This window comes from Polynucleobacter meluiroseus, assembly GCF_900205755.1.
GTDB lineage: Bacteria > Pseudomonadota > Gammaproteobacteria > Burkholderiales > Burkholderiaceae > Polynucleobacter > Polynucleobacter meluiroseus.
Genome location: NZ_OANS01000003.1, coordinates 15,109 through 35,662, shown reverse-complemented (window position 1 = coordinate 35,662; position 20,554 = coordinate 15,109). Strand labels below are relative to the sequence as shown.

The window sequence follows — 20,554 nt, the reverse complement described above, 5'->3', positions numbered from 1 at the left end:
AGTCCTGCCAACGAATGATCAAAATCCCCCAAATTAACAAAAGCTACATTATTGAGATGTTGCTCTCATTTGTGCTGTATTGGATTTTCGTGGCACCGGTATTCTTCTTGCCGCAATTTCAGATTGGGCCAGTCACTTATTATTTGTTTCTCCCGGCGGGAGTCAAGCTCTTTGCGATGATGGTATTCAAATGGCGGGGTTTTGTAGGCATCGCGGTCGCAGCATTTACACGCCTTCTCATTACTGATCCTAGCCAGCCTTGGATGAGCTGGTTCATTGTTGCGCTATCAACCAGCTCAGTGCTTTATATGATTGTGGTGTTAGGGCTGAAATTGTTTAAGGTAAACAAAGATTTATCAAATCTTGGCTATTACCAAGTGGTGGCACTGGCCACCGTATCCAGCGTGGTGAACGGGATAGTATTTGCCTATGGGGTTAACAGCCTCACAACCAGTCAAATCAGCCGCAATCTCTTGCATAGCGGCTTCGCCGCTATCATCGCGAATTTTGCGGGCAATGCCATATTTGTTTGCGCCTTAGTGCTAATCATGCGGCATAAGGATTCGATTAAGAGTCTTATTAATAGGGTTAGATAAGGCCCAAAAACGCCCAATTGATGGAATTACTTGGTTATCGCTTTAGCTAATTCATTAAAGCGTTTTAAGCCCAGCTCAGTCAACTCTGCATATTTTGCACGACTATCCACCGCATTTCTAAAGCAAATTAGCTCGCTATGGGTAAGTTTTTTTAGGGCCGCATGAATGGTTGCCGGGGAGGCAATATGACCAAGACTAATGAGATCGCCCACCTTAGCATCTTTTTTATCATACAAAAGGATCGCCAAAGCATTCAAAACTTTAATCTGAGTGCTGCATAAACCGTAAAACTCATTGATGAGCTCTTCCTATTTAAGGTGCTGAATTAAGCTAGTAGCTTCTTATTGAGATTAATTCTTTCATTCCAAAACGCGCTTTTTTCAACTATGCTTGTTTAATATTATAGTTTCTATAAATTAATAACCTTACTTATATGACAAACGAACACGCAGAAAATTCGGTAAGACTGTTAGATATTATTTATGACTTATATGGAAAAGATAAGCGTTATCCCGATGGATATACACCCTTTTTTTTAAGCGATAGTGGCGATGTCATTCTGAGTGACATTTTGCAGAATGAGCTGAGCAAAGACGAGAATAGGGATTTACTGAGTTGGGCTCACGAGAATATTATTGATTTATTTGAGTAAAGGGAGGTCTACTCAGGCAATAGCCTTACTCAATATTTCGTAGCGTTTGCGCGCAAGCTTAGTGAGTGTTACCCCTTTTACCCTGCCATCACTCTTATTTTCTTTTAGCTCAATCAAGCCAGAGCCGACTAATTTTTTCAGCCTGCCATGAATTGCAGCTTGTGAAGCAATGTGTCTTTGCAACAGTAAATCCATTACATTAAGCTTGCGGTTCTCATACTCTGCTTTGGCGACGTAGTTCAATAGCAGAACGTCTATGGCGTTCAAGTTCAATTGCTGATTACTGTCATCCAAAATGGCAAGGTAATCAAAGTATTTCTTAAGCATTATTTGTGACTTAATTTAGGGCTAAAGACACACTTAACCATAAATTTAATAAACAATAAAGCGATCGCGTCAGGTTTTTGACTAATCAGTGTGTGTTAGCCCCATTTATGGGATCGGGTTAAATAATTGACTGCTTTTAACCTAGCGCAGTGAAATGGCCAAAAAAGTTAAGCGCGACCAACCCAAGTGGAGCTAAATAGCTCATTAAACAGGGATTGCCGAGCGGAAACTCAGTTTCATTTATAATCCCAACTCTTGGCCTGGTAGCTCAGTCGGTAGAGCAGAGGATTGAAAAAAATATTTTTCGATGTTTGACAGTTGTAAACATTAGTCAAAAGCTCCTCTTCACAGCGCCGTTCAATTCGTAGAAAAATCTGCGGCACTCAATAAAAAAATCACACACATAATTTTGTTCGCAGAGTATCGCGTGGGATTTTTGCGACGATAAAAAACTAATCGTCGTCCAAGTTGGCATTTGAAAACATACTTGCGTGTATGTCCTCGCTACAACAATTATTCGCAACACAGTTTGACGTAAACGCTATTAAACAAGTAAGGCTGATGGACGGCAAAGCCTTGCTGTATAAGCGTCCGCAGTCGGTGCAGTGGCAAGTACGATTTAAGTTAGCAAACAACAAGTGGCACAGCACGACAACAAATACAGACGATATAGAGCAAGCAAAAATCAATGCAATTGCAATTATTGAGACTGTAAAAATAAAAACAGACGCTGGCTTGGCAATTACAACAAGAACATTTAAGCAAATTGCATTAGATGAAATTGCAAATATGAGTAGAGCATTGGATAACAACACGGGTCGTCGTTGTTATAGAGATTATATTTTTGCAATCAATAAATATCTCATTCCTTTTTTTGGCGCCTACGAAATAGAAAACATTACAACTGAGATGCTTGCTGACTTTGATGCGTGGCGGATTACTGAAATGAATAAAGTGCCTATGGCAAGTACCAAACGCAATCACGCAAGCGCATACATTCGTGTTGTGAATTTAGCGAGAGAGCGTGGTTATGTTGCACACAATCGTGCTGTGCCAATGTTAGATAGCAAAGGCAAGCGTAGTCAGCCTCGCCCAGCCTTTACTAAAGAGGAAATTATTGAGTTGATAAGTTATACAGAGACTTGGGTAAAGAGTAGCTATACAGAACGCACAAGACAAATGCGAACGCTGTGCGTTGCTTACATAAAATTTTTGGTAAACACTGGAGTAAGACACGGCACAGAAGCACTACGCTTGCGTTGGAAGCATTTGCAGTGGCATTGGATTGGCAATAAAAAATATTTGCGTATTTGGGTAAGCGGCAAAACTGGTCCACGACACTTAATTGCCAAGCACGAAGTGATAAAAGTATTTGAGCGTCTAATGCGTTGGCACAAGTTGGACTACACAAATTTGAATGGACTAATTGAAGCTAAGTTAGACAAAGCCATCTTTTGTTTGCCTAACAACACGCAGATAAGCAATATGGAAAATATATTCAGAAACTTAATGGTGCGGAGCAGTATGCGTGTGGATAGTGGCGGACAGCATAGAACGCTATACAGCTTGCGACACACCTATGCGACATTTGCATTAGCAAGTGGTATTGATATACATACGCTTGCTAGGCAAATGGGGACAAGTGTAAATATGATTGAACGGCACTACAGCAAGATGACGGCAACAATGGCAGCTGAGAGATTGGCGTAAATGAGGGGTCAGGGTATCGTGTTTGACACGACAGCACGCATTGTTATTCCAACAACTGAATTAACTCTCTCCTTCCATCTTTTGATTCAATAACTAAAAGATAGTTGTCATGAATTTGTGCATTCTTAAGCTGTTCAAACTCATTAGGAAATTCATATCTAATGCCCTTTGAGATGTTTTCAACGACGATTAATCGCCTCTCAAAATCAAGAGTTGTTATTTGAAACCCCGTGTTTTTTCAAAATGGTCTTGGGCTAGCGTAAAAAGTGTGCTTTTTTTGTGCTTCCGTCTTTATATAAGAGGGATACGCAATATGGCCCCGCTATTTTTGCCTCTTTTAATCCTTTATTGCCAATATTAACTTCGCAACGAATACCAAAAGCTTTGTCTTCTAAAACAACAATGTTACGCAATAGATCTATTTCTTCGACTACAAAAGAGCTTCGAATAGGGCAGAGAAACCTAAATAATTTGTTAAGCATATATTTGCTTTTTTATCCTTGATTATTAAGTTGAGATAACTCGGGGGGGGGTAAAAGCATGTTTGATAGTTTGAACGTATGCTTCAATCACATTAATAAATCTTTCACTTGGTTTGATGTACTTAATTCGCCTATCTCTATCATCAGAGATATGTTCAACCCAGCCATCTTTGAATAGTCTCTTGTAGTGTTGTCTAACTGCCGTATACGAATATGGAAGAGAGGCAAATAATCGCTTAACAGTTAAAGGCTTACCCTTAACAAATTCAATTGCCAGAAAAATGATTAGATCGTTTGCGATAACTGATTCATAGAAGGGTAAATTTTCTTTACCCCAGCTTCGCACAGCTTGAATTTTTTCAAGCACATCTAACGCATTGTCATTCATTATTTGCTCATTTTTTCAAATTAGGTATATGTATAAAAAATATAATTATTATTGACTTAAGTCAATGAAATAAAATATTTAAATTAAATACTTTTATTAAATGTTTAAAGACAAATCTTGTTTGACTTGTTCTTTTGGTGTTGAGGCTCAATAGTTATGTTTTTAATGATAAGCGAGCCTCATGGAAAACCCTACCACTGATATACGAGCAATCTATCTAAAGAAAATATTTAAAGAAATAGCTCTGCTAAATATTTTGATATTTAGTGGTATCTGTGTATTTGCCATTTCAATAATTCTGAATTGGATCTCACAATGATGGCAGTAAATGAAGTTGCGCCATCAGATAACCAGAGCGAAATAAGCATTAAAGATATTGTTGAATTCATTAGAGATTTTTATAAAAGAATAATTGTTGTAGGACTCATTGGTGCCATTGTCGGATTGGCTGTCTCGATAATTTTTGGACTTTATACCGCAACAATTACCCTCTATAACTATGACGGTTTGGATATACCCCGCATTAGATACCTTCAGTCAGCATTACCAAAGCTAGAGCAAGAACATCAGCAAAAACTAAAAAATCTCGACGATAGCTTTTTGGGTTCGGAGGCGTTTTGGTCAAAAAGTATTAAGCCCAATATATTGGTTAGTAAAGCAGATAGTAAAGATTTACTTGATGCAACTGCATTGAATGCTGCTGGATCAAAAATTTCTTCAATTCAGATAAATTCAAAAGGCGCTACACAAGAAGATGCGAAGAAAAGAGTAGAGAAGGCAAGTAAATTTTTTATTGATGGCTCAACATATATCGAATTAAGAGATTTGGTTCGTGGATACGAGTTAAAGGCAATAACCATTGATAGTGGGTTAAGAAAAAAAATCAGTAGCGCAGAAGTAGAGTTAGATTATCTGCAAAAAAGAATCAAAAATCTTAATGATTTAAAGGGGCAGTTTCCGGCAACTACAACAACATTGGGTCAAGTAGTTGATGCAAAAGACAGTGGCGCAAAGTATTTGCCCATCACAACTCAGATTTTTGCCGCCACAACAGATGTTAATAATCTAAAGGAGTCTCTGGCCAGATACAGGGATGAAGAGAGTCAAAATATTGTTTATAAACAATTTGTAAAACAAGCAATACTTCTAGTTGAGAACAATCAGGGCGAGGATGATTTGGGGGCTAAGTTGCTAAATGTAGCTGGACAAATCGAGAAAGAAATCAGGAATAACATTCAGTTAATTGCTGTTGAGGAAATTAAAGTATCTTTGTCCACGATCCAAACAAAAAAATTATACGGCCTTAAGCAGGCTGGAGTTATAGATATTGAAAATCCACCCCATATAAAATATCTGGCTATGGGTTTGTTGATTGGTCTTTTTACTGGCCTACTGTTAGCCTTTGCGCTAAAGCTAACTCAGCAAGGAAAGAGTGCATAAGATGGGGTTATTAGATAAAACTTTGATGGTAGCCATCCTCCTATCCTTTACTCATGCATCGTATGGGCAAAAGCAAATTCCATCCAAATTACAATTTGATTACGAATTGCGTTTGAAGGTAGACTTTAAGCAACGAGAGGCGTTTCTTAAAAAAAGCGGTGAAGAACCAGCTGTTTATGAAAAAGCCCTAAGTTTTATTTCTGGTTCGGTACATGCAGCAGATATAAGCGATATCGTTGAAATCGGCGCTGATAATTATCAAATAAACTCTATCGGTACCCTCACACCCATGCTCAATTTGGCACTATCAAATCAAAAACTACACAGACAGTCTTATGGCGATGTAAGCAAAGATTCACTTTCTACGATGAGTTACATAGAAAAGCGTGGGAATACTGAGCGCTTACAAGCTAAGCTAGATAGCAAAGCTGGAAAAGTCCTCTTTATTAAGGATAAAACAGAGACTGGCTCAGCTGCAATAACAGGCAACTTATTGGATTTATTAAATGTGATGTACACATTTGTTGGTCGTAAGCCCCCACCAACAACAGCTAGCTATAACATTACCGATTCAAAATCGTTAAAACAATATACGCTGACCAAGGCGGAGTTGTGGGATTTTCCATTTAATGGAATTAAGGTCAAAGCCTACCGCTATTTCAAAGCAGCCACAAAGGACGACAGTTCTACACTGGAGATTTGGTTAACAGAAAAAGATAATATTCCATTAAGGATGGTTGTTGGACTTGGTGAGCGCTACGGCGCAACTATACAAGCAGACCTAAAAACAATTCCTGCTCTGTAATGTTTAAGAAGGCATTTTTATATACAGCTCTGTCCATTTCATATGCGATAGGGATGCTTTTTAAAGTTGTCAGTAATGGCTTTTTAGGGTTTGCTGAAAAAATTATGTTGAGTTTGGAGCGAGATTAATTACCGTCGTGTTCAACACGACACCGTAGCCCCTAAAAATCCACCTCAAAAACCGTCTATGCGCTGTGTTGTCGGCGCGCCAAATAGCTGTGCATCTGAGAACCCCCGTTTTAAGCGTGTAGAGCTGATTTGAGATGTTTACTTATATTCGTCGTCTTTATCCCACGATTTGAATAAATACACTTAGCTCCACCAAAGATTATTGCTATTTTCTTTGGCGGCGCTAAATGCTAAGTCATTGATTCTTGGAAAGATTATTTTTGACGCAAACTGGTCGTCCTTTTGAGCAAAAGAATACAAACTGCATACACAGTTTTATTTATCTAAAGGACAAAAATGGCTCAAGCAAAAACACTCACCACAAATGAATTAGAACAAGTCTTACGCTACATCAGCAGCACAACTTATGCAGAGCGCAATCGCGCAATGTTACTCATGGGATATTGGGCAGGACTTCGCGTTAAAGAAATTGCCCAATTAAAAATGGGAGATGTATTAAATGACGATGGCACGATTAAAAGCGAAATCCGTTTAAGTGCACAGCAAACCAAAGGGAATGACGGCAGAACCGTATTCTTGCCAGCCAAGCTAAAAGAAGAATTGGCTGTGTATCTCAAAACACGCCATATCACCATGCCCGATATTCCTTTGTTCCATACATCTAAGCGTTTGGGCTGGACGCCTAATACCTTATGCCAGCACTTCTTTTGGCTTTATAAGCGAGCGGGTATTGCGGGTGCTAGTAGCCACAGTGGTCGTAGGCAATTTATTACGACCTTGGCGAATAAGGGCATCTCTGTGCGTATTTTGGCTAGCTTAGCGGGACATAAGAGTATTGCTGTAACGCAGAAATACATTGATGTGAACGACGATATGAAGAGAGCGGCAGTTGAGTTGATATGAGCACTCAATCGCCGTAGCGGGATTTGCGCGGCGCTCTGGTTTGTCGCTCAATCCAATCATGATTGTCTGTGCAAGGAAATCGCCCTTCAGTAGCGTGCGCCGTTAAGTTCTTAGCTTTTTCTAAATACTCACTGACGGCAGATGACATTTTGATGCGTTTTTCGTTAACCTCAATTGCCCTATCTGAATGCACTACATTGAGCTTGGGGTTAATTCTGAGTTCCTCACCTATCTCATACAGCAATGCCTCACCTTGCTTGGATTTTTCGAGAAACAAGCGATAAACATCCAAGCAAATATTGAGTGAGACTGAGGTGAGTTTGCGGGACTCCATGCGCACAGGTGCTGTGCTCGCATGCCAACGATCAAAGTCTTTGTAATGAGGATGGTGTAGCTCCAATAAGTTATCAAACTGCGCTCGCAATGTTTTAGGTGAGACATTAAGTGGAATTTCTAAATGCAAGACTTTGACATCTTCACCAAAGCCATCTGTTTCATTGATTACAGAAACTTTATTAAATGGCTTTTTTTCAGCAAAGATGCCATAGCCCACTTCTATCCACCATGTGTCAAATACGACATTACGTAAGTCGCCAAATAATTCAAATGTGCGTTTTGCTTCATTACTTGGGAATTCATTAGTTTCACAAAGTAATTGGTAGTGCGGTGATAGCTGCAGGGCATTAAACCAAGTTTCGTATAGCGTTCCTTTAGCTCTTTCTAGTGACTCAGGAATGCTGTAGCTCTTAAAGCGCACATCCTCAGGCAACCCCTTGAAGAACAACTGTGCTTGACCAGCCTTGGGTTTAGGCGCTTTTTTGACTGGTGGTTTTGCGGGTGATTTAGGTAGTTCCATATTCTTCAAAACCCTAAAAAGAAGCCTCAGATTGGCTTGATCATCTTATTTAACGCGACCAAAAGCATATTGCAAATACGGAAGCGCTATTAAGAAAGGTAACAAATCATGACAAATTTGATCATTGATTCTACTGTAGCAAACTCAGTAAACCCATCCATCAACTTGGCTGCTCTTGGCGTGCCTAGCAATGTTGTCGTGTCAAACACGACACCTGCTACTCAGCCTAGCGCATTTGAGCAATTGAAGTCTTTGGAGTCAGCTCGCATCAGCTGGGAAACAGTTGAGCTTGCTCAGTCTAATAATCGCTTGTATAGTATTTTGAAGCAGGCTTACAGCTTTTATCTAGTTATGAAGCAAGACGCTGATAAAGAAGTGCGTAAAGCTAAGTTAGAAGCGATGGAAGCATTTATCGCTGATAAAGGCTATACCAATAGCTTTGGCGCCACAACACACGATATGACCCGTGTTGTTAAGTGTGTATTTGGCGTAGATCGTCGTCGTGTATCTGCTTACTCTATTGCCTTGCGCGAAGCATTGCGACAAGAAGTTGGTGCTGAAGACTTGGTTGCATTTTTGCAAGACAACGGTGGTGTTGAGCAAATTCGTATGGGCGGCACTAAGCCTTTGTCAGCCACTAAGCGAGCTGCGCTAGTTAAAGCCGAAGTAAGCGAAGCTGTTCTAAATACAGTTAAGTTTGATGCCTCAGTAGTGAGCGCAAATGCTGACTGGGTAGATAAGCAAGTGGTGTTTGTGGCTACTTACTTGCCTACAGGCGAATTTGAAGTAAATGCTGTTATTCGCCATGATGGGGCAGTTAATACAGCACTAGCGGCTTATTACAGCTCTAAACAGGCAAAGATTCGCGCTGATCTAAAGGCAGATAAGGATGCAGAAAAGGAGCTTGCCAAAGAATTGGCAGGACAAGAAAAAGTCCTAAAGTCTGCAACAAAAAAAGAACAGAAGTTGGCAGAGCAATTTGTAAAAGTGCAAGCTGAAAAAGCTGAGGCTGAGCGTAAAGCGGCAAATTTAGCTCATGTAAGCACTTTGTTTGAAGAAGTAATTGCTTAACAAAAATAAAGGGGGGGGGCGAAAGCCCTCCCTATTCCTTTACGAAATGGAGATCGAAATGAATGGATTAAATCCAAATTGTTTGAATGACTTTTTATTTTCTAGTGCAACTGAAAAGCAGAAGCTGGAATATATTTTGTCTCAAAAAATGCCTTTTCCTTTTGCTGGAAAAAATGGCATTCTTTTGCATGGCACTTGGGGTACTGGTAAAAGCACCTTGGCTGAACTATTGCCTGAATTATTTGAGGCAAGTCATGCTGGTGAATGGAACTTATCGCAAAACATTTGCGAAATGCCTGCAGCAAACCGTGATAGTGTAATGACTGATATGTTTCGTTGTGGTGGTGGTTTAAGCATTACCAGTATTGCAAATGCCGTATATGCAAGTGCTGACAAGGTGTCGATTTGGCATCAATCTAATCATCATTATTTTGTATTTGATGAGGTGGATAAATTAACTGTTGGTGCTCAGCAATCACTTAAAGCAGTAATGGGGGTAAAGCGTTGTATGTTTTTCTATACAACAAATTATCTTAATAAAGTGGATGTCGGCATTCAAAACCGCTGTCACCTTATAGAAATGAATCAAGTAGTGGATTTAGCCAGTTATGTCCCGCTTGGACAAGCCATTCTTAAAGTAATGGGATTGCCTTCAATGGCGATGAATTCCCAAGCAATTGAAGCTATAGCTGGAAAAGCAAAAGGCTCTATGCGTAATTTTATGGATGAGATAGTTTTTTCAGCAGTAGGTTTAGGCGGTGTTATGCCTCAATAAGCAATATGCAAGACCACAGCCACTGTCGTGTTTGGCACGACAGTGGTTTTTTCTTGCCTACCAGCTGGCTAATTCACAATTAGTAGCCAATAGCTCAGCTACATTCTTACCAGCCACCGCTCTGCAAGGTTTGGCTGTAAGTTGCCAGCTATCTTCTACTCCCGCATCATTATCTAAAATACATAGTATTAACTTATTAGTCTTCATATCGAGTGTGCTAAAGCCATAGACTGCTGTCTTTGTCTTGGTCGCCAAGTCATAACGCAGTACCCAACTGACCAATGTGTCTTTATCGACTTCATTACGAACTTGATTGACGATATCTAGTTGATTTTCTTTAGCTAAAAACTCCCAATGTGCATAAGTATAAAAATCCAAGACATATTTGACTTTGGGTTTTTTAATATCTGCCGCAGCATTAAACAGGGCTTGATGGCGCACACCTTTAGCGTAGGTGGTGCCATATTTGGCGTTTTGATATAGACGGACTGCGATTTCTTTCTGCATATTGATTTCTCCTTGTTGGTTGCAGTGAGTGGCAGAAGAAGTTGCAGATCTCAAAAGAAGGTTGCTTGTTTCGGGTTGCGTAGTTACGAGTCAGAGTTACTCATTTGTCCCAAGTAGTAACTCAATAGCAACTATCGAAACTAGCAACTACTTCTTTACAGCGACTCTTTAGTAACTCATTCGCAACTCACTTCGCCACTCACACTTATTTAGCTTTGCTAAAGGAAGTCAAACAAAAATAATGGTGATATTTGGTGGTTTTGGACAAATTGAGGTCGACCAAATCGCAAATCAGGTACTAAATTAAATATGCCCATTAACAAACAAGGAGAATTAAATGAGCGCATTGGAATCACTCAAGCTAACAACAGCTAAAAAACCTACCCATATCCCTGCCGTAGTATTTCGCAGGAACAAACTATCTAGCAAGCTATGGGAGCAAATCCAGCTAGCCAAAAGTCACATAGATGGCACGCCATTTGTTGTGACCAAGTTCAAAAGCGTTAAAGATAAAGAAACTGGTTTGCGTCGCCAAGTAGAAATCCCCAAGCGTATTCGGGAATGGTGGTTTAAGAATGATGCTGGCAAAGTTTGCGTCAGCATTAAATACGGCAGTCAGCTTATTGAGTTGGCAAAAGGTAAGCACAGCGTAGAGTGCGACACAGCACAAGGTTTAATTAAAGCATTGGAGACTATTAAAAGTGCTGTAGAGCAAGGTGAGCTAGACGCTCAGATTGCAACAGCAAGTGTGAATTTGCGTAAAGGATTCGGTAAGTAAGGGTTTACTATTAGTTTTTTACAATAGCCTAATTAAAAACTATGATAAATTTAATTTTTATAAAATTTATATAAATGGTAAAAATATGAATAAATTGACTTATTCATTTGTTTTGATGGGTTGTTGTTTTATTAGTGCGTGTGCAAATTACGCACCTTTGGCAACTATTCCAGCAAGACAAATGGAGACTCAGAAATTGACGCTGGGTGCAGTTCAATCAAAAATCAAAGAAGGAACATCATCAGCTGAAGTGGTAGAGGTAATGGGCAGCCCAAATATTGTTACATCCAATCCCGACGGAACAGAAACTTGGGTTTACGATAAATTTTCTACTGAATCAGAAATTGCTGGTGGATATCAAAGTGCGGTTGCTGTAAGGTCAACAAGAACCTTCATAGTGACGCTTAAATTTAATAAAAATCATAGGGTGACAAATGTTGCATATAGACAAACTTCGTATTAATAATTTAGCGTTATCTTGCCTGCTGTGCATCTCATCTTCATTTGCCTTCGCTGCTGATGATGATACGGCGGCTGCCACTCCTGTTCAGTTGCGTGCAACACAAACAAGAAAATTCACAAAGCCGATGGACGAAGTAGCTTCGGCAATTAAAAATGGCGGAGAGGACATGGGCGCCACTTGCACAATTTACCAAGCGCCGGGAGCGACTGCCGCTAATGGCTCTTTTACGCGTATGGAAGGCTCTTGTAGAATGAATACGAAGCAGGCTGATACAGCTGGCGCAACAGCAGCCGCCTTTATTCCATTTATTGGTGGACTTGTTTCTGCTGGAATGGCTTCAGTAGCACAAGACGATATGATGAAGCAGGTGAGCAACATTAAATATGAGGTTGTCGCTACAAATCCAAAAGAGACAACCGTGCGAATGAGAATTTATAATTTAAAAGGCGAGCAAATAACAAAGCCTGATTTGTATTCGCTAGAGTTTAAAAAGATTGGCGATGCGTTATTTGTTCAGGCAATTGAACTAACGCCTGCTGAGCAAAAGTAAGGTGAAGTAGCCATTAATATTTAATTCATTAATTATCAATCAACCCGCTTAGGCGGGTTTTTTGTTGCCTGTCGTTTTGCACTCGACACCAGAGCCCATCATTCATAAATACTCATATGCACAAATACCGAGCAACAGTTAAAGCGAGTGGACTATGGACAGAAACAATCGTGTTCGCACAAAATCAAGCACAAGCGTATGCGTTGTTTAAGTCAATATTCGGTACGACAAATGTACCCCACCAGCCAAGCCAAGTAGCATAAGGGATGCAGCCATATGCGTATTAAAGAGATAGAGCAGAGGATTAAAACTAGTCCGCTTACACCGCAACAAGCACGCTTAGATGCATTAAAAACGCAGAAAGACAATGTCAGCCGAGCGTTAGACAGCGAACGCAAGCGTCAAAAAGTAGTTAAAGCACAGCAAAACTTAACTAAAGCCTTGTTTGCGTAAGCAGGAAAAGCAAAGCACCGTCGAACAGGATTACACATCCCCACTCGCCGTAGGATTAAGTAAATACAAGGCGATTGACTACAGTTACACACATTTGCGTAGCTTGTTTACAGTTTCATTTATAATCCCAACTCTTGGCCTGGTAGCTCAGTCGGTAGAGCAGAGGATTGAAAAGCATCCTGTAAGACGGCAGAGCCATATAGAATAAGGCTTTGCGGGCGATTAGAGTTTGGTAAGTTACAAAGTTTGCTAAACAAAATCACAGAATATTTTTACAGTCGTTAAAAATTTCTTCACATAAAAAGTAGCGTAGCAAAACGTAATTACGTATTTCAAAACGTGTGACGTTGCCAACGCTTAACCATTTTTACTATGCCTGTCGTCAGTGTCACCAATATTTTTTTATACAGCCATATTCACCACTAATACCCCGTCTTTTGGCGCATAAACGCATTTAGATAAAGCGACGTGTTGAAACGACACTTACTTGTTGTCAAACTTTTGCTGCGCTACGTTACGCAACGCCAGCACTTTATCTGTTTCAGTTGGTTGGGCTTGCTGCTTTAAGGCGGACTGGGTATAGCGATTAGCAAGCGCATTCATTTTGCGTTGCTGTACGTTGTGGAGTTTTTGCGGAAGGGTTGGTGGCTTAGCTTGTGGGGGTGGTGCTTTTTGTTGTGGGGGTTGGGCAGAGGCTGGTGAGGGTATGGCTTTATTGGGCGGGGGTGTTGGTTTAGGTTGGGAGGGTTGGTTGGGTTGAGCTTGTGGCGCAGCAAACTTACTGGCAAAGAATTGGTTTAGCAGTTGTAGCAATTCATTCTTATCCTCGTCCTTCATAAATTCATTCATACGCATAGCACTTCTCCTTTTATGTATTTATTGGAAATGCTTACGTAGTCGTGTTGAAACGACAGTAAAAGCGCATTAGGGCATAGATTTGACGTTGTTACAATTTGTAGCTACAATAGCGGCATATAGAAAAAGGAGCACAAAATGCTAACTACAGACGTGCGTTGCCGAATTGACGCTAAAGTAAAAGCAGACGCAGCAGAGGTGATTGAAGCAATGGGACTTAATGTCTCCGACGCTATACGCCTATTCTTAAAGCGTGTAGCTACTGACGGTACTATTCCGTTTGACTTGCGTGTGCCCAACACAAAAACTATTGCGGCAATGGAGGAGATTGAAAATCCAAAAACACGTGCTAAATTAAAACGTCATAAGTCCGTAGCAGAAATGAATAAAGCATTAGCTCGTAGCTAATAGACGCCACCTTAATGCTTGTTCCTATTACCAGTACGCAGTACGGCAAAGACTTTAAGCGGATTGTCCAAAGCCCCAAATTTAACCACTCTGAATATTTGGTGGTGTTGAGTTTGCTTATTGCTGGCAAAGCATTACCAGCGAAATATACCAACCACTCGCTTATCGGTACATACAAAGATTTTTGGGATTGTCACATTACCAATGACTGTGTGCTTATCTACCGCATTATTGAAAAAGAGTTGTACTTAGTGCGCATTGGTACACACTCTGAAGTATTCAAAAAATAAGTGAATAAGAAGTGGGTGCTGCGCATACGGCAGCACCCTTACCTGCTTAATGCCGCTTAGTGTTTGAACGCAGCAGCTACAGCGCCGCTAACTTGCTCTAACTGCGTGTCCAACTCACCAGCTTCTACAGCACCCTTAATAATTTCTAATGTAGGTACAAGCTCTGTTGTTGTGCCAACTTCTACTGTGCTTTTACCTTTTGTAATTTCAATTAGCTTTGCGCCATAACGGACGTTTAAGCACAGCTTGCCGTTATCCGCTACAAACCACCATTGCCGTACACGCTTATGTAATTCAACATTTCTACTTGTGCCGTCTTCATTGCGTAAAGTTTTATGACGTACAACGCTAAACGTAGTGCCGCTTTGTTGTGCTTTAGCTAACTGAATTTGCTCCCATACTTTTTTAGCCAGCTTATTACGGCGTAGCTGTACGGCAGGCATTGCTGTTGGACGTTTAGTGCTGCTTAGTTTTAAGTTACCAATTGCGCTCATATCTTTCTCCTTTTGTTAATGAGTGCTTGTAAGTTAATTTCACTCACCACAAATGGACAACCTATTTCACCAAAATACCTAATAACCACATATTTCTAAGCCAGATTTATTACTGTTTTATTTGGTTTAGATAAATAAAAGTGCGAGTTGCTTTGGAGTTGCTATTGGTTGCCAGTTACGTAGTGACACAAAGAAACAAGTTACTTGTTACAAGTAACTGCTGTTACTCGTAATGTGACTTAGTGACAGCAACAGAGACAAGTAACTTCTTCTTTTGGCATCGTCACTTCTGTAACTAAGAAGCAACAGCGCAACAACAGAAAAAGGAAAATGAAATGACAACAACAGAAATAGCAGTACGCCTATACAACAACCCAAAGTTTGGTACGACATATGGCAAAGGGCAATATCACAACGCAATAATGAATGGCACAGTGGACTTACATAAGCAAAGCATTAAGTACCTCATTGACTTAGTGCCACACGCTAATTGGGAAGCAAGCATTAAGACAGATAACGATATGGAGTTATTGGCTTACGCAGAAGAGTGCTATGAGCAAGTGGGCATTAAGACAGAGGCACAGCGCAAAGACTTAGCGTGTAGTTGGATTAAACGATTTGACAATAATTTATTAAAGCCTCGTGTTATTGGCTTTGCTTTAATGAATTTGAATACTGGTGACTTTAAGTTATTGGTAATAGACGAGGAGAAAGACGTAAAGCTACAAGAGCGGCTAACAGTGAAAAGTTGTAGGGACGCAAGTAGTGGGCAGCGCAGCCCCAACTTATTTGCCAGTAATTACGACTTAGCTGCTTAGCGTAATAAGCAATGGGGGGTGAGTAAAAAAGTGGTGGGGTTGATAAAAAACAGAAGTTAAAAAATCCGCAGCGCAGAAATTTAAGTGCTGCGTACCCATTTCGCAGCTTACTCACCGCATATCCGCCGCTAATCAGCCCTACAAGCTGTCAATTTGGTGGGGTACATAGCAGCACAGCAGAGAAGCACTTAAATAGCTTGTAGGGCTTGCTGCGCTGTTAGCAGGCAGATAACAGCAAGCCGTAGTCTAAAAGCCACAAAGCAAGTGAAAAGAAGTAAAAAAGAAAACCAAATACAACACGCAATGTATTTGGTTTTTTATGTAAGTCATTGAAAAAGCTGAAAGAGCACCGCCCACAACAAGCGGTTGCTCTTTCTAAACAACAGAAATTACGCTTATACACAGTTATTTATTGATTAAGGAGACTGTGTATGAAACAAGCAAAGACGCTTAGCCAGCAAGAAGTGCGCCGTGTTTTAGATTACGTTGCTACCCGCAAACACGCACTACGCAACAGAGCAATGATTTTGACAACATTTTTATGTGGTGTGCGTGTAGGTGAGTTGGCGCAGTTACGGGTAGAAGACGTAGTAGCAGCAGACGGCACCATTAAGACAGAAGTACATTTAGACAAAGAGCGTACTAAACACCAACACGCACGTACTGTGTTTATTAACGAGCGGTTACGTAAAGAGTTAGCCGCTTACGTTGCTACGCTTGCTATCCGCAGTCCACAGCAGCCACTATTTGGTACACAAAAGAATAGAGAGCGTGGCTTTACGCCCAATACAGCAGCGCAGCACTTTCTAACAATGTACAGAGGTGCTGGCATAGACGGCGCAAGCAGTCACAGTGGCAGACGTACGTTTATTACGTCATTAGCAAATAAGGGTGTAGGTGTGCGGGTGCTAATGAGTTTGGCAGGACACCAGTCAATGAGTACTACACAGTCATATATAGATGTTAACGCAGAGTTAATGCGTAAAGCAGTGGAGTTGGCGTAATGAGTGAAAGTAATAGTCGTTTTGACACGACTACGTATATGGGGCTGTAATGCGTACAAGACGTAAACAGACGCAGCTACTATTCCCAATACCAGCAAAGCCAATAGTTAATTGGGAGTTTGTCACCAAGCTAAGCAGTAAAGAAAACACCAACATCATTTACTTACGTGACGGGGAAGTAGTTTTATACAAACACGCACGTAGCAATGTATGGCAAGTGCGTTTTAAGTTATTTGACAGGCAATGGCACAGGCACTCTACTAAACATTACAACCTACAGTTTGCTAAACAAGTAGCTTGTGAAATGTATGACGAGGCACGATTTAAGGAGCGCATTGGTGTGCCCGTAGTTAGCCGTCGTTTTGATACTGTGGCTAATCGCTGCTTACAAGATATAGATAGAGAAATACAAGCGGGCATTAAAGCGCACACCAATAAAGACTACAAGCGTGTCATTAACAAATACCTTATTCCGTTTTTTGGTAGTTATATGGTTGATAACATTAACGAGCAAGTAGTAAGCGAGTATGAGCAGTGGCGTAACAATAAAATGGGCATTACGCCAAAAGCCAGTACGCTTATGACACACGCCAGTGCGTACAGCAGAGTGATTAAATCAGCCGTACAGCGTGGTTGGGTAAGTGCCAATAGTCCTATTGCGTTTTTGAATAGAAGGGGCAAAGCAAGCACACCACGTGCGGGCTTTACACGTGAAGAGGTACACAAGTTATTAGCGTACTTGCCAGAATTTGCTAATGGCGGACACACAGAGTTGGCACGTGATATGCGTAAGCTGCTACGTGACTATGTAGAGATATTGATAGCAACGGGTATGCGCTGCGGTAAAGAGAGTATGAATTTACAGTGGAAGCACGTGGACTGGTATGACGAGGCAGTTACTGGCAAACGATACTTACGCTTGTATGTGAATGGTAAAACAGGCGGTAGACAGCTAATTGTTAGAAACTTTGGAATTGCTGCGTTTGAGCGTTTGGCTATTAGGCAGAAAGACTTAATTGCTAAAAACTTAAATGAAGCTATTAAGCGCAAAACAACAATTAGAGTATTTAGGCTAAGTGACGGCACACAACCCAAAAGTCTACATACAACGTTTAAGTGGCTACTTCACTTTGCCCACTTAACGTATGACGCTAAAACAAAGCAGCAAAGGACTTTATATAGCTTGCGTCACGCTTACGCTACGTTGGCGTTAATGGACGACGCAATAGACATACACACATTAGCAAGACAAATGGGCACAAGCGTAGGAATGTTAGAAAAGCACTACAGCAAGCTAACGGCAACTATGGCTGCGGAGAAGTTATCTTAGTGTCGTGTTGAAACGACGGGATATTAAGTAGCGGGGTAAGAGAGTTAGAAAGCAATTCAAAATGTTTTGATAGCTTATCTGTTGGCTTTACTTGCTTTACACGTGCGTCGCCATTCACAGCGTGTAATTCAATCCAACCCGTATCAACCAGCTTGCGGAAGTGGTAACGTAATCCCATATCGCTATAAGGCAAAGTGGCAAATAACGCTTTTACTGTTAGCTCTTTTTCGCTTGTAAAGCTGTCAACTACTGTTACCAAAATATCGTACGGAATAAATGAATGCCCAATTGGCAAGTGGGCAGCACTTTGCTTGCGTATAAGCGCAAGTGTGGCAACAACGCTTTGCTGTTGCTTAATTTCCACAGTAGTTAGTATTGGTAGGCACAGAAGTACTGTAATTTCAGTACTTTGAAATTCCTACGAAATTAAGCTACGAAGTTCGTACTTATATTGTATGTACCTAATTTTTATAACCATACATAGTTACAAATGTCGTAACAATATTAAAAACTATAGGGTATGAAAATGAAAATGAAAAAGAAATTATTGGTTGCCGCTTTATTTGCCTTAGCTGGGACAAGCGCAATGGCACAGTCAGCATTTGAAGGTTTTTATGGACAAGCTGGTATTGGCTACTCTGCTGTAAGTCCAAGCCTTAGCAATTCTTCGCTGACAATCCCATCTGGTACAAACTATCCATTCTCTACTTCAATCAGCAATTCAAATAGTTTCAATGGTGTTTTGTCTGCTGGTTATACATTTAACTTGGACAAGCAATTTACTTTGGGATTGGGCGTTGACTATCAGCCATTTGCTGGACAGGAGGCAAACTATTCAATGACAAATAACTCATTGAGCCCAGCAACTTCAACAGGTAAGTGGAAGCAGAATAACGCCTATAACATCTATATCGCACCTGGTGTGGCTGTTACTAAGGATAGCTTGGTGTATGCCAAACTTGGTTACGCTGCTACTCAAGTTAAATCAACTCCAACTGGCGGAACATCTGGTACGGATAATTTAAACGGCTATTTGGTGGGATTGGGTTACAAGCAAATTATCACTGGCGGACTCTATGGTTTCGGTGAGGTTAACTACACGAGCTATAGCAATACAACTTCAAGCGGCTCAGGCCCTTGGGCGGGTGGCGGCACATACACAGTAAAATCAACTGTAAGCGCTAACGCAATGAATGTACTTGTGGGTGTTGGTTACAAGTTCTAATTAACAGTTAGTAACAATTAAAGCCACTCATTAAGAGTGGCTTTTTCTTTGGAGTTATTTATGAGGCGTTTAATTTCTTTGCTTGTATTGGTTGGTATTTTGTTAATACAGGGGTGTTCAACTTTAGCTGACGCAAGAAAGGCTGAGGGTGAAGGTGTGAAAAAAACATACCCAGTTTCGTATGAAAAAACTTGGAATGCTTGTAACACAGCACTTAATAAGTTGAAGTTGGAGATAGCAAGTGAGAATAGAGAGAAGGGCTATATATTGGCGCAAAGAGGTATGACGCTGGGAAGCTATGGCGAGAATGTAGCAGTTTTTGTAAGGAAGAAAACTGATAACGAAACTAATGTTGAAGTAGTTTCTAAAAAGAGTATGGCAACAAACATTTTTGCGCCCGATTGGACGGAAGATGTATTTAAGGAAATTGATATTGCGTTAAAAAATCAATAGCAATTAAAAAAACCCGCTAACTACAGCGGGCTTTTTTGTTGTCGTGTTAAAACGACTGCGTATACGACGGCACTATGCTGCTAACTTTAAGTCCCAGTTATTAGCCCTATATTGCTGTACCACTAACTTACGTGCCGCATTCAGTATGCGTCGTGCGCTGCCATTACAGTAGCTAATAATTTTAAGTATGTCGCCGTCTGTTACGCCAGTCACGTTGTAATCAGCCAATATGCGCTTAACTACTGGTAGCCATTCAGCGTCAGTAGCAGCATTACACTCTACACGCTCACACCTATCTTGTACGCCATTTTCAATTAGCGCCAACCTATTGGTAGTAAAGATATATACACACTGGTTTGTGTTGGTATTCATTGCCACTTTTAGGGACGACATTGACTCAGCACGTAAGTTATCTACTTCGTCCAAAATAAAGTAGTGGTACGTACCCATTAACGGAATAAATTGCGCTTGTGATTTAATGCTTTCAATTACGTTTGCGCCGTTATCCCCACCTTGCGCTATTTTGTAATAGGCAACATACGGACTGCCACCACCACGTGCTTCCTCTATTAAATCTGGCAGTATCTTTGCTAAAGCTGTTTTGCCAGTGCCATTTACGCCGTATAGCAATATGCCGTTAATGCCGCCAGTTGGAAAGCCCATTAAGCCACTAACAATGTCTTCTACTGTTTGCTTTGCGTTAACGCTGTGAAATACAATGTCATTGAGTGTTTTTGGGTTGTACTTCTCTTCAAAATCATTAAACATACACTTCTCCTTATTTGTAATAAAA

The 20,554-nt window shown here is 40.6% G+C and carries 28 protein-coding genes; 19 read left to right on the top strand and 9 right to left on the bottom strand.

Annotated elements, in window-relative coordinates:
* Window positions 1–14 precede the first annotated feature (14 nt).
* A complete protein-coding gene (locus CP950_RS05515) occupies window positions 15–596 on the top strand; it encodes a hypothetical protein (RefSeq protein WP_096673197.1) in 582 nt (193 codons plus the stop codon).
* A 26-nt stretch (window positions 597–622) separates the two neighbouring features.
* On the opposite strand, the gene CP950_RS05510 is transcribed toward CP950_RS05515, so the two are convergent.
* Window positions 623–832 (bottom strand): hypothetical protein, encoded by a 210-nt coding sequence (locus CP950_RS05510; RefSeq protein ID WP_133092092.1) that lies wholly within the window; start codon window positions 830–832, stop codon window positions 623–625.
* 197 nt (window positions 833–1,029) lie between these two features.
* On the opposite strand from CP950_RS05510, the gene CP950_RS05505 reads away from it, so the two are divergent.
* The gene (locus tag CP950_RS05505; protein ID WP_096673193.1) at window positions 1,030–1,248 is read left to right on the top strand and encodes a hypothetical protein; all 219 of its coding nucleotides are present in this window, start codon (window positions 1,030–1,032) and stop codon (window positions 1,246–1,248) included.
* A gap of 12 nt (window positions 1,249–1,260) precedes the next feature.
* On the opposite strand, the gene CP950_RS05500 is transcribed toward CP950_RS05505, so the two are convergent.
* Complete coding sequence (locus CP950_RS05500; protein ID WP_096673191.1) at window positions 1,261–1,575, bottom strand: MarR family transcriptional regulator; 315 nt, start codon at window positions 1,573–1,575, stop codon at window positions 1,261–1,263.
* Between the two features lie 495 nt (window positions 1,576–2,070).
* Here CP950_RS05500 and CP950_RS05495 point away from each other — a divergent pair, with 495 nt between their 5' ends.
* A complete protein-coding gene (locus CP950_RS05495; protein ID WP_096673189.1) occupies window positions 2,071–3,285 on the top strand; it encodes a tyrosine-type recombinase/integrase in 1,215 nt (404 codons plus the stop codon).
* A 507-nt stretch (window positions 3,286–3,792) separates the two neighbouring features.
* Here the strand turns inward: CP950_RS05495 and CP950_RS05485 are convergent.
* Window positions 3,793–4,155 (bottom strand): helix-turn-helix domain-containing protein, encoded by a 363-nt coding sequence (locus CP950_RS05485; RefSeq protein WP_096673185.1) that lies wholly within the window; start codon window positions 4,153–4,155, stop codon window positions 3,793–3,795.
* A 315-nt stretch (window positions 4,156–4,470) separates the two neighbouring features.
* Here CP950_RS05485 and CP950_RS05480 point away from each other — a divergent pair, with 315 nt between their 5' ends.
* The 3 genes from CP950_RS05480 to CP950_RS05470 all read left to right on the top strand — a co-directional run bounded on the left by CP950_RS05480 (window position 4,471) and on the right by CP950_RS05470 (window position 7,431).
* The gene (locus CP950_RS05480; RefSeq protein WP_096673183.1) at window positions 4,471–5,595 is read left to right on the top strand and encodes a hypothetical protein; all 1,125 of its coding nucleotides are present in this window, start codon (window positions 4,471–4,473) and stop codon (window positions 5,593–5,595) included.
* A 1-nt stretch (window position 5,596) separates the two neighbouring features.
* Window positions 5,597–6,400 carry a DUF3108 domain-containing protein gene (locus CP950_RS05475; protein ID WP_096673181.1) on the top strand — a complete coding sequence of 268 codons (804 nt, stop codon included), beginning with the start codon at window positions 5,597–5,599 and terminating at the stop codon, window positions 6,398–6,400.
* 464 nt (window positions 6,401–6,864) lie between these two features.
* On the top strand, window positions 6,865–7,431 hold the full coding sequence (locus CP950_RS05470) for a tyrosine-type recombinase/integrase (RefSeq protein WP_096673179.1): 567 nt from the start codon (window positions 6,865–6,867) through the stop codon (window positions 7,429–7,431).
* A 4-nt stretch (window positions 7,432–7,435) separates the two neighbouring features.
* Here the strand turns inward: CP950_RS05470 and CP950_RS05465 are convergent, their stop codons facing one another.
* The gene (locus tag CP950_RS05465) at window positions 7,436–8,287 is read right to left on the bottom strand and encodes a hypothetical protein (protein WP_096673177.1); all 852 of its coding nucleotides are present in this window, start codon (window positions 8,285–8,287) and stop codon (window positions 7,436–7,438) included.
* A gap of 108 nt (window positions 8,288–8,395) precedes the next feature.
* Between CP950_RS05465 and CP950_RS05460 the strand changes: the two genes are divergently transcribed.
* Window positions 8,396–9,358, top strand: coding sequence for a hypothetical protein (locus tag CP950_RS05460; protein WP_096673175.1), 963 nt, complete (start codon window positions 8,396–8,398; stop codon window positions 9,356–9,358).
* Between the two features lie 58 nt (window positions 9,359–9,416).
* The gene (locus CP950_RS05455) at window positions 9,417–10,133 is read left to right on the top strand and encodes a hypothetical protein (protein WP_133092090.1); all 717 of its coding nucleotides are present in this window, start codon (window positions 9,417–9,419) and stop codon (window positions 10,131–10,133) included.
* A 57-nt stretch (window positions 10,134–10,190) separates the two neighbouring features.
* Here CP950_RS05455 and CP950_RS05450 read toward each other — a convergent pair whose 3' ends face one another.
* The gene (locus tag CP950_RS05450; RefSeq protein WP_096673171.1) at window positions 10,191–10,640 is read right to left on the bottom strand and encodes a hypothetical protein; all 450 of its coding nucleotides are present in this window, start codon (window positions 10,638–10,640) and stop codon (window positions 10,191–10,193) included.
* A 337-nt stretch (window positions 10,641–10,977) separates the two neighbouring features.
* Between CP950_RS05450 and CP950_RS05445 the strand changes: the two genes are divergently transcribed.
* From CP950_RS05445 to CP950_RS09960, 4 genes are all read left to right on the top strand, one after another.
* Window positions 10,978–11,418 carry a DUF6641 family protein gene (locus tag CP950_RS05445; protein ID WP_096673169.1) on the top strand — a complete coding sequence of 147 codons (441 nt, stop codon included), beginning with the start codon at window positions 10,978–10,980 and terminating at the stop codon, window positions 11,416–11,418.
* A gap of 85 nt (window positions 11,419–11,503) precedes the next feature.
* On the top strand, window positions 11,504–11,881 hold the full coding sequence (locus CP950_RS05440; protein ID WP_096673167.1) for a hypothetical protein: 378 nt from the start codon (window positions 11,504–11,506) through the stop codon (window positions 11,879–11,881).
* On the top strand, window positions 11,853–12,431 hold the full coding sequence (locus tag CP950_RS05435) for a hypothetical protein (RefSeq protein ID WP_096673165.1): 579 nt from the start codon (window positions 11,853–11,855) through the stop codon (window positions 12,429–12,431). Before CP950_RS05440 ends, CP950_RS05435 begins: the two co-directional genes overlap by 29 nt.
* A gap of 276 nt (window positions 12,432–12,707) precedes the next feature.
* Window positions 12,708–12,884: a hypothetical protein gene (locus CP950_RS09960; RefSeq protein WP_165766419.1), complete on the top strand. Its 177-nt coding sequence runs from the start codon at window positions 12,708–12,710 to the stop codon at window positions 12,882–12,884.
* A 483-nt stretch (window positions 12,885–13,367) separates the two neighbouring features.
* Here the strand turns inward: CP950_RS09960 and CP950_RS05430 are convergent, their stop codons facing one another.
* Window positions 13,368–13,739: a hypothetical protein gene (locus CP950_RS05430; protein WP_096673163.1), complete on the bottom strand. Its 372-nt coding sequence runs from the start codon at window positions 13,737–13,739 to the stop codon at window positions 13,368–13,370.
* A 138-nt stretch (window positions 13,740–13,877) separates the two neighbouring features.
* Between CP950_RS05430 and CP950_RS05425 the strand changes: the two genes are divergently transcribed.
* A complete protein-coding gene (locus CP950_RS05425) occupies window positions 13,878–14,147 on the top strand; it encodes a type II toxin-antitoxin system RelB/DinJ family antitoxin (protein WP_096673161.1) in 270 nt (89 codons plus the stop codon).
* A gap of 14 nt (window positions 14,148–14,161) precedes the next feature.
* Window positions 14,162–14,437, top strand: coding sequence for a type II toxin-antitoxin system RelE/ParE family toxin (locus CP950_RS05420; protein ID WP_096673159.1), 276 nt, complete (start codon window positions 14,162–14,164; stop codon window positions 14,435–14,437).
* A gap of 56 nt (window positions 14,438–14,493) precedes the next feature.
* On the opposite strand, the gene CP950_RS05415 is transcribed toward CP950_RS05420, so the two are convergent.
* A complete protein-coding gene (locus CP950_RS05415; protein ID WP_096673157.1) occupies window positions 14,494–14,931 on the bottom strand; it encodes a DUF6641 family protein in 438 nt (145 codons plus the stop codon).
* Between the two features lie 335 nt (window positions 14,932–15,266).
* Between CP950_RS05415 and CP950_RS05410 the strand changes: the two genes are divergently transcribed.
* The 3 genes from CP950_RS05410 (at window position 15,267) to CP950_RS05400 (ending at window position 18,083) form a co-directional block, all read left to right on the top strand.
* Complete coding sequence (locus CP950_RS05410; RefSeq protein WP_133092089.1) at window positions 15,267–15,749, top strand: hypothetical protein; 483 nt, start codon at window positions 15,267–15,269, stop codon at window positions 15,747–15,749.
* Window positions 15,750–16,180: 431 nt separating this feature from the next.
* The gene (locus tag CP950_RS05405) at window positions 16,181–16,753 is read left to right on the top strand and encodes a tyrosine-type recombinase/integrase (protein WP_096673153.1); all 573 of its coding nucleotides are present in this window, start codon (window positions 16,181–16,183) and stop codon (window positions 16,751–16,753) included.
* Window positions 16,754–16,802: 49 nt separating this feature from the next.
* Window positions 16,803–18,083, top strand: coding sequence for a tyrosine-type recombinase/integrase (locus tag CP950_RS05400; RefSeq protein WP_096673151.1), 1,281 nt, complete (start codon window positions 16,803–16,805; stop codon window positions 18,081–18,083).
* On the opposite strand, the gene CP950_RS05395 is transcribed toward CP950_RS05400, so the two are convergent.
* Window positions 18,058–18,447: a hypothetical protein gene (locus CP950_RS05395; RefSeq protein WP_096673149.1), complete on the bottom strand. Its 390-nt coding sequence runs from the start codon at window positions 18,445–18,447 to the stop codon at window positions 18,058–18,060. The genes CP950_RS05400 and CP950_RS05395 overlap by 26 nt on opposite strands.
* A gap of 162 nt (window positions 18,448–18,609) precedes the next feature.
* Here CP950_RS05395 and CP950_RS05390 point away from each other — a divergent pair, with 162 nt between their 5' ends.
* Together CP950_RS05390 and CP950_RS05385 are read left to right on the top strand one after the other, a co-directional pair.
* A complete protein-coding gene (locus CP950_RS05390; RefSeq protein WP_207760222.1) occupies window positions 18,610–19,308 on the top strand; it encodes an outer membrane protein in 699 nt (232 codons plus the stop codon).
* Window positions 19,309–19,368: 60 nt separating this feature from the next.
* Window positions 19,369–19,761: a DUF3568 family protein gene (locus CP950_RS05385; RefSeq protein WP_096673145.1), complete on the top strand. Its 393-nt coding sequence runs from the start codon at window positions 19,369–19,371 to the stop codon at window positions 19,759–19,761.
* Window positions 19,762–19,833: 72 nt separating this feature from the next.
* Here CP950_RS05385 and CP950_RS05380 read toward each other — a convergent pair whose 3' ends face one another.
* Entirely contained in the window at window positions 19,834–20,529 is a 696-nt protein-coding gene (locus CP950_RS05380) for an AAA family ATPase (protein WP_096673143.1), read from the bottom strand.
* Between the last annotated feature and the right edge of the window lie 25 nt (window positions 20,530–20,554).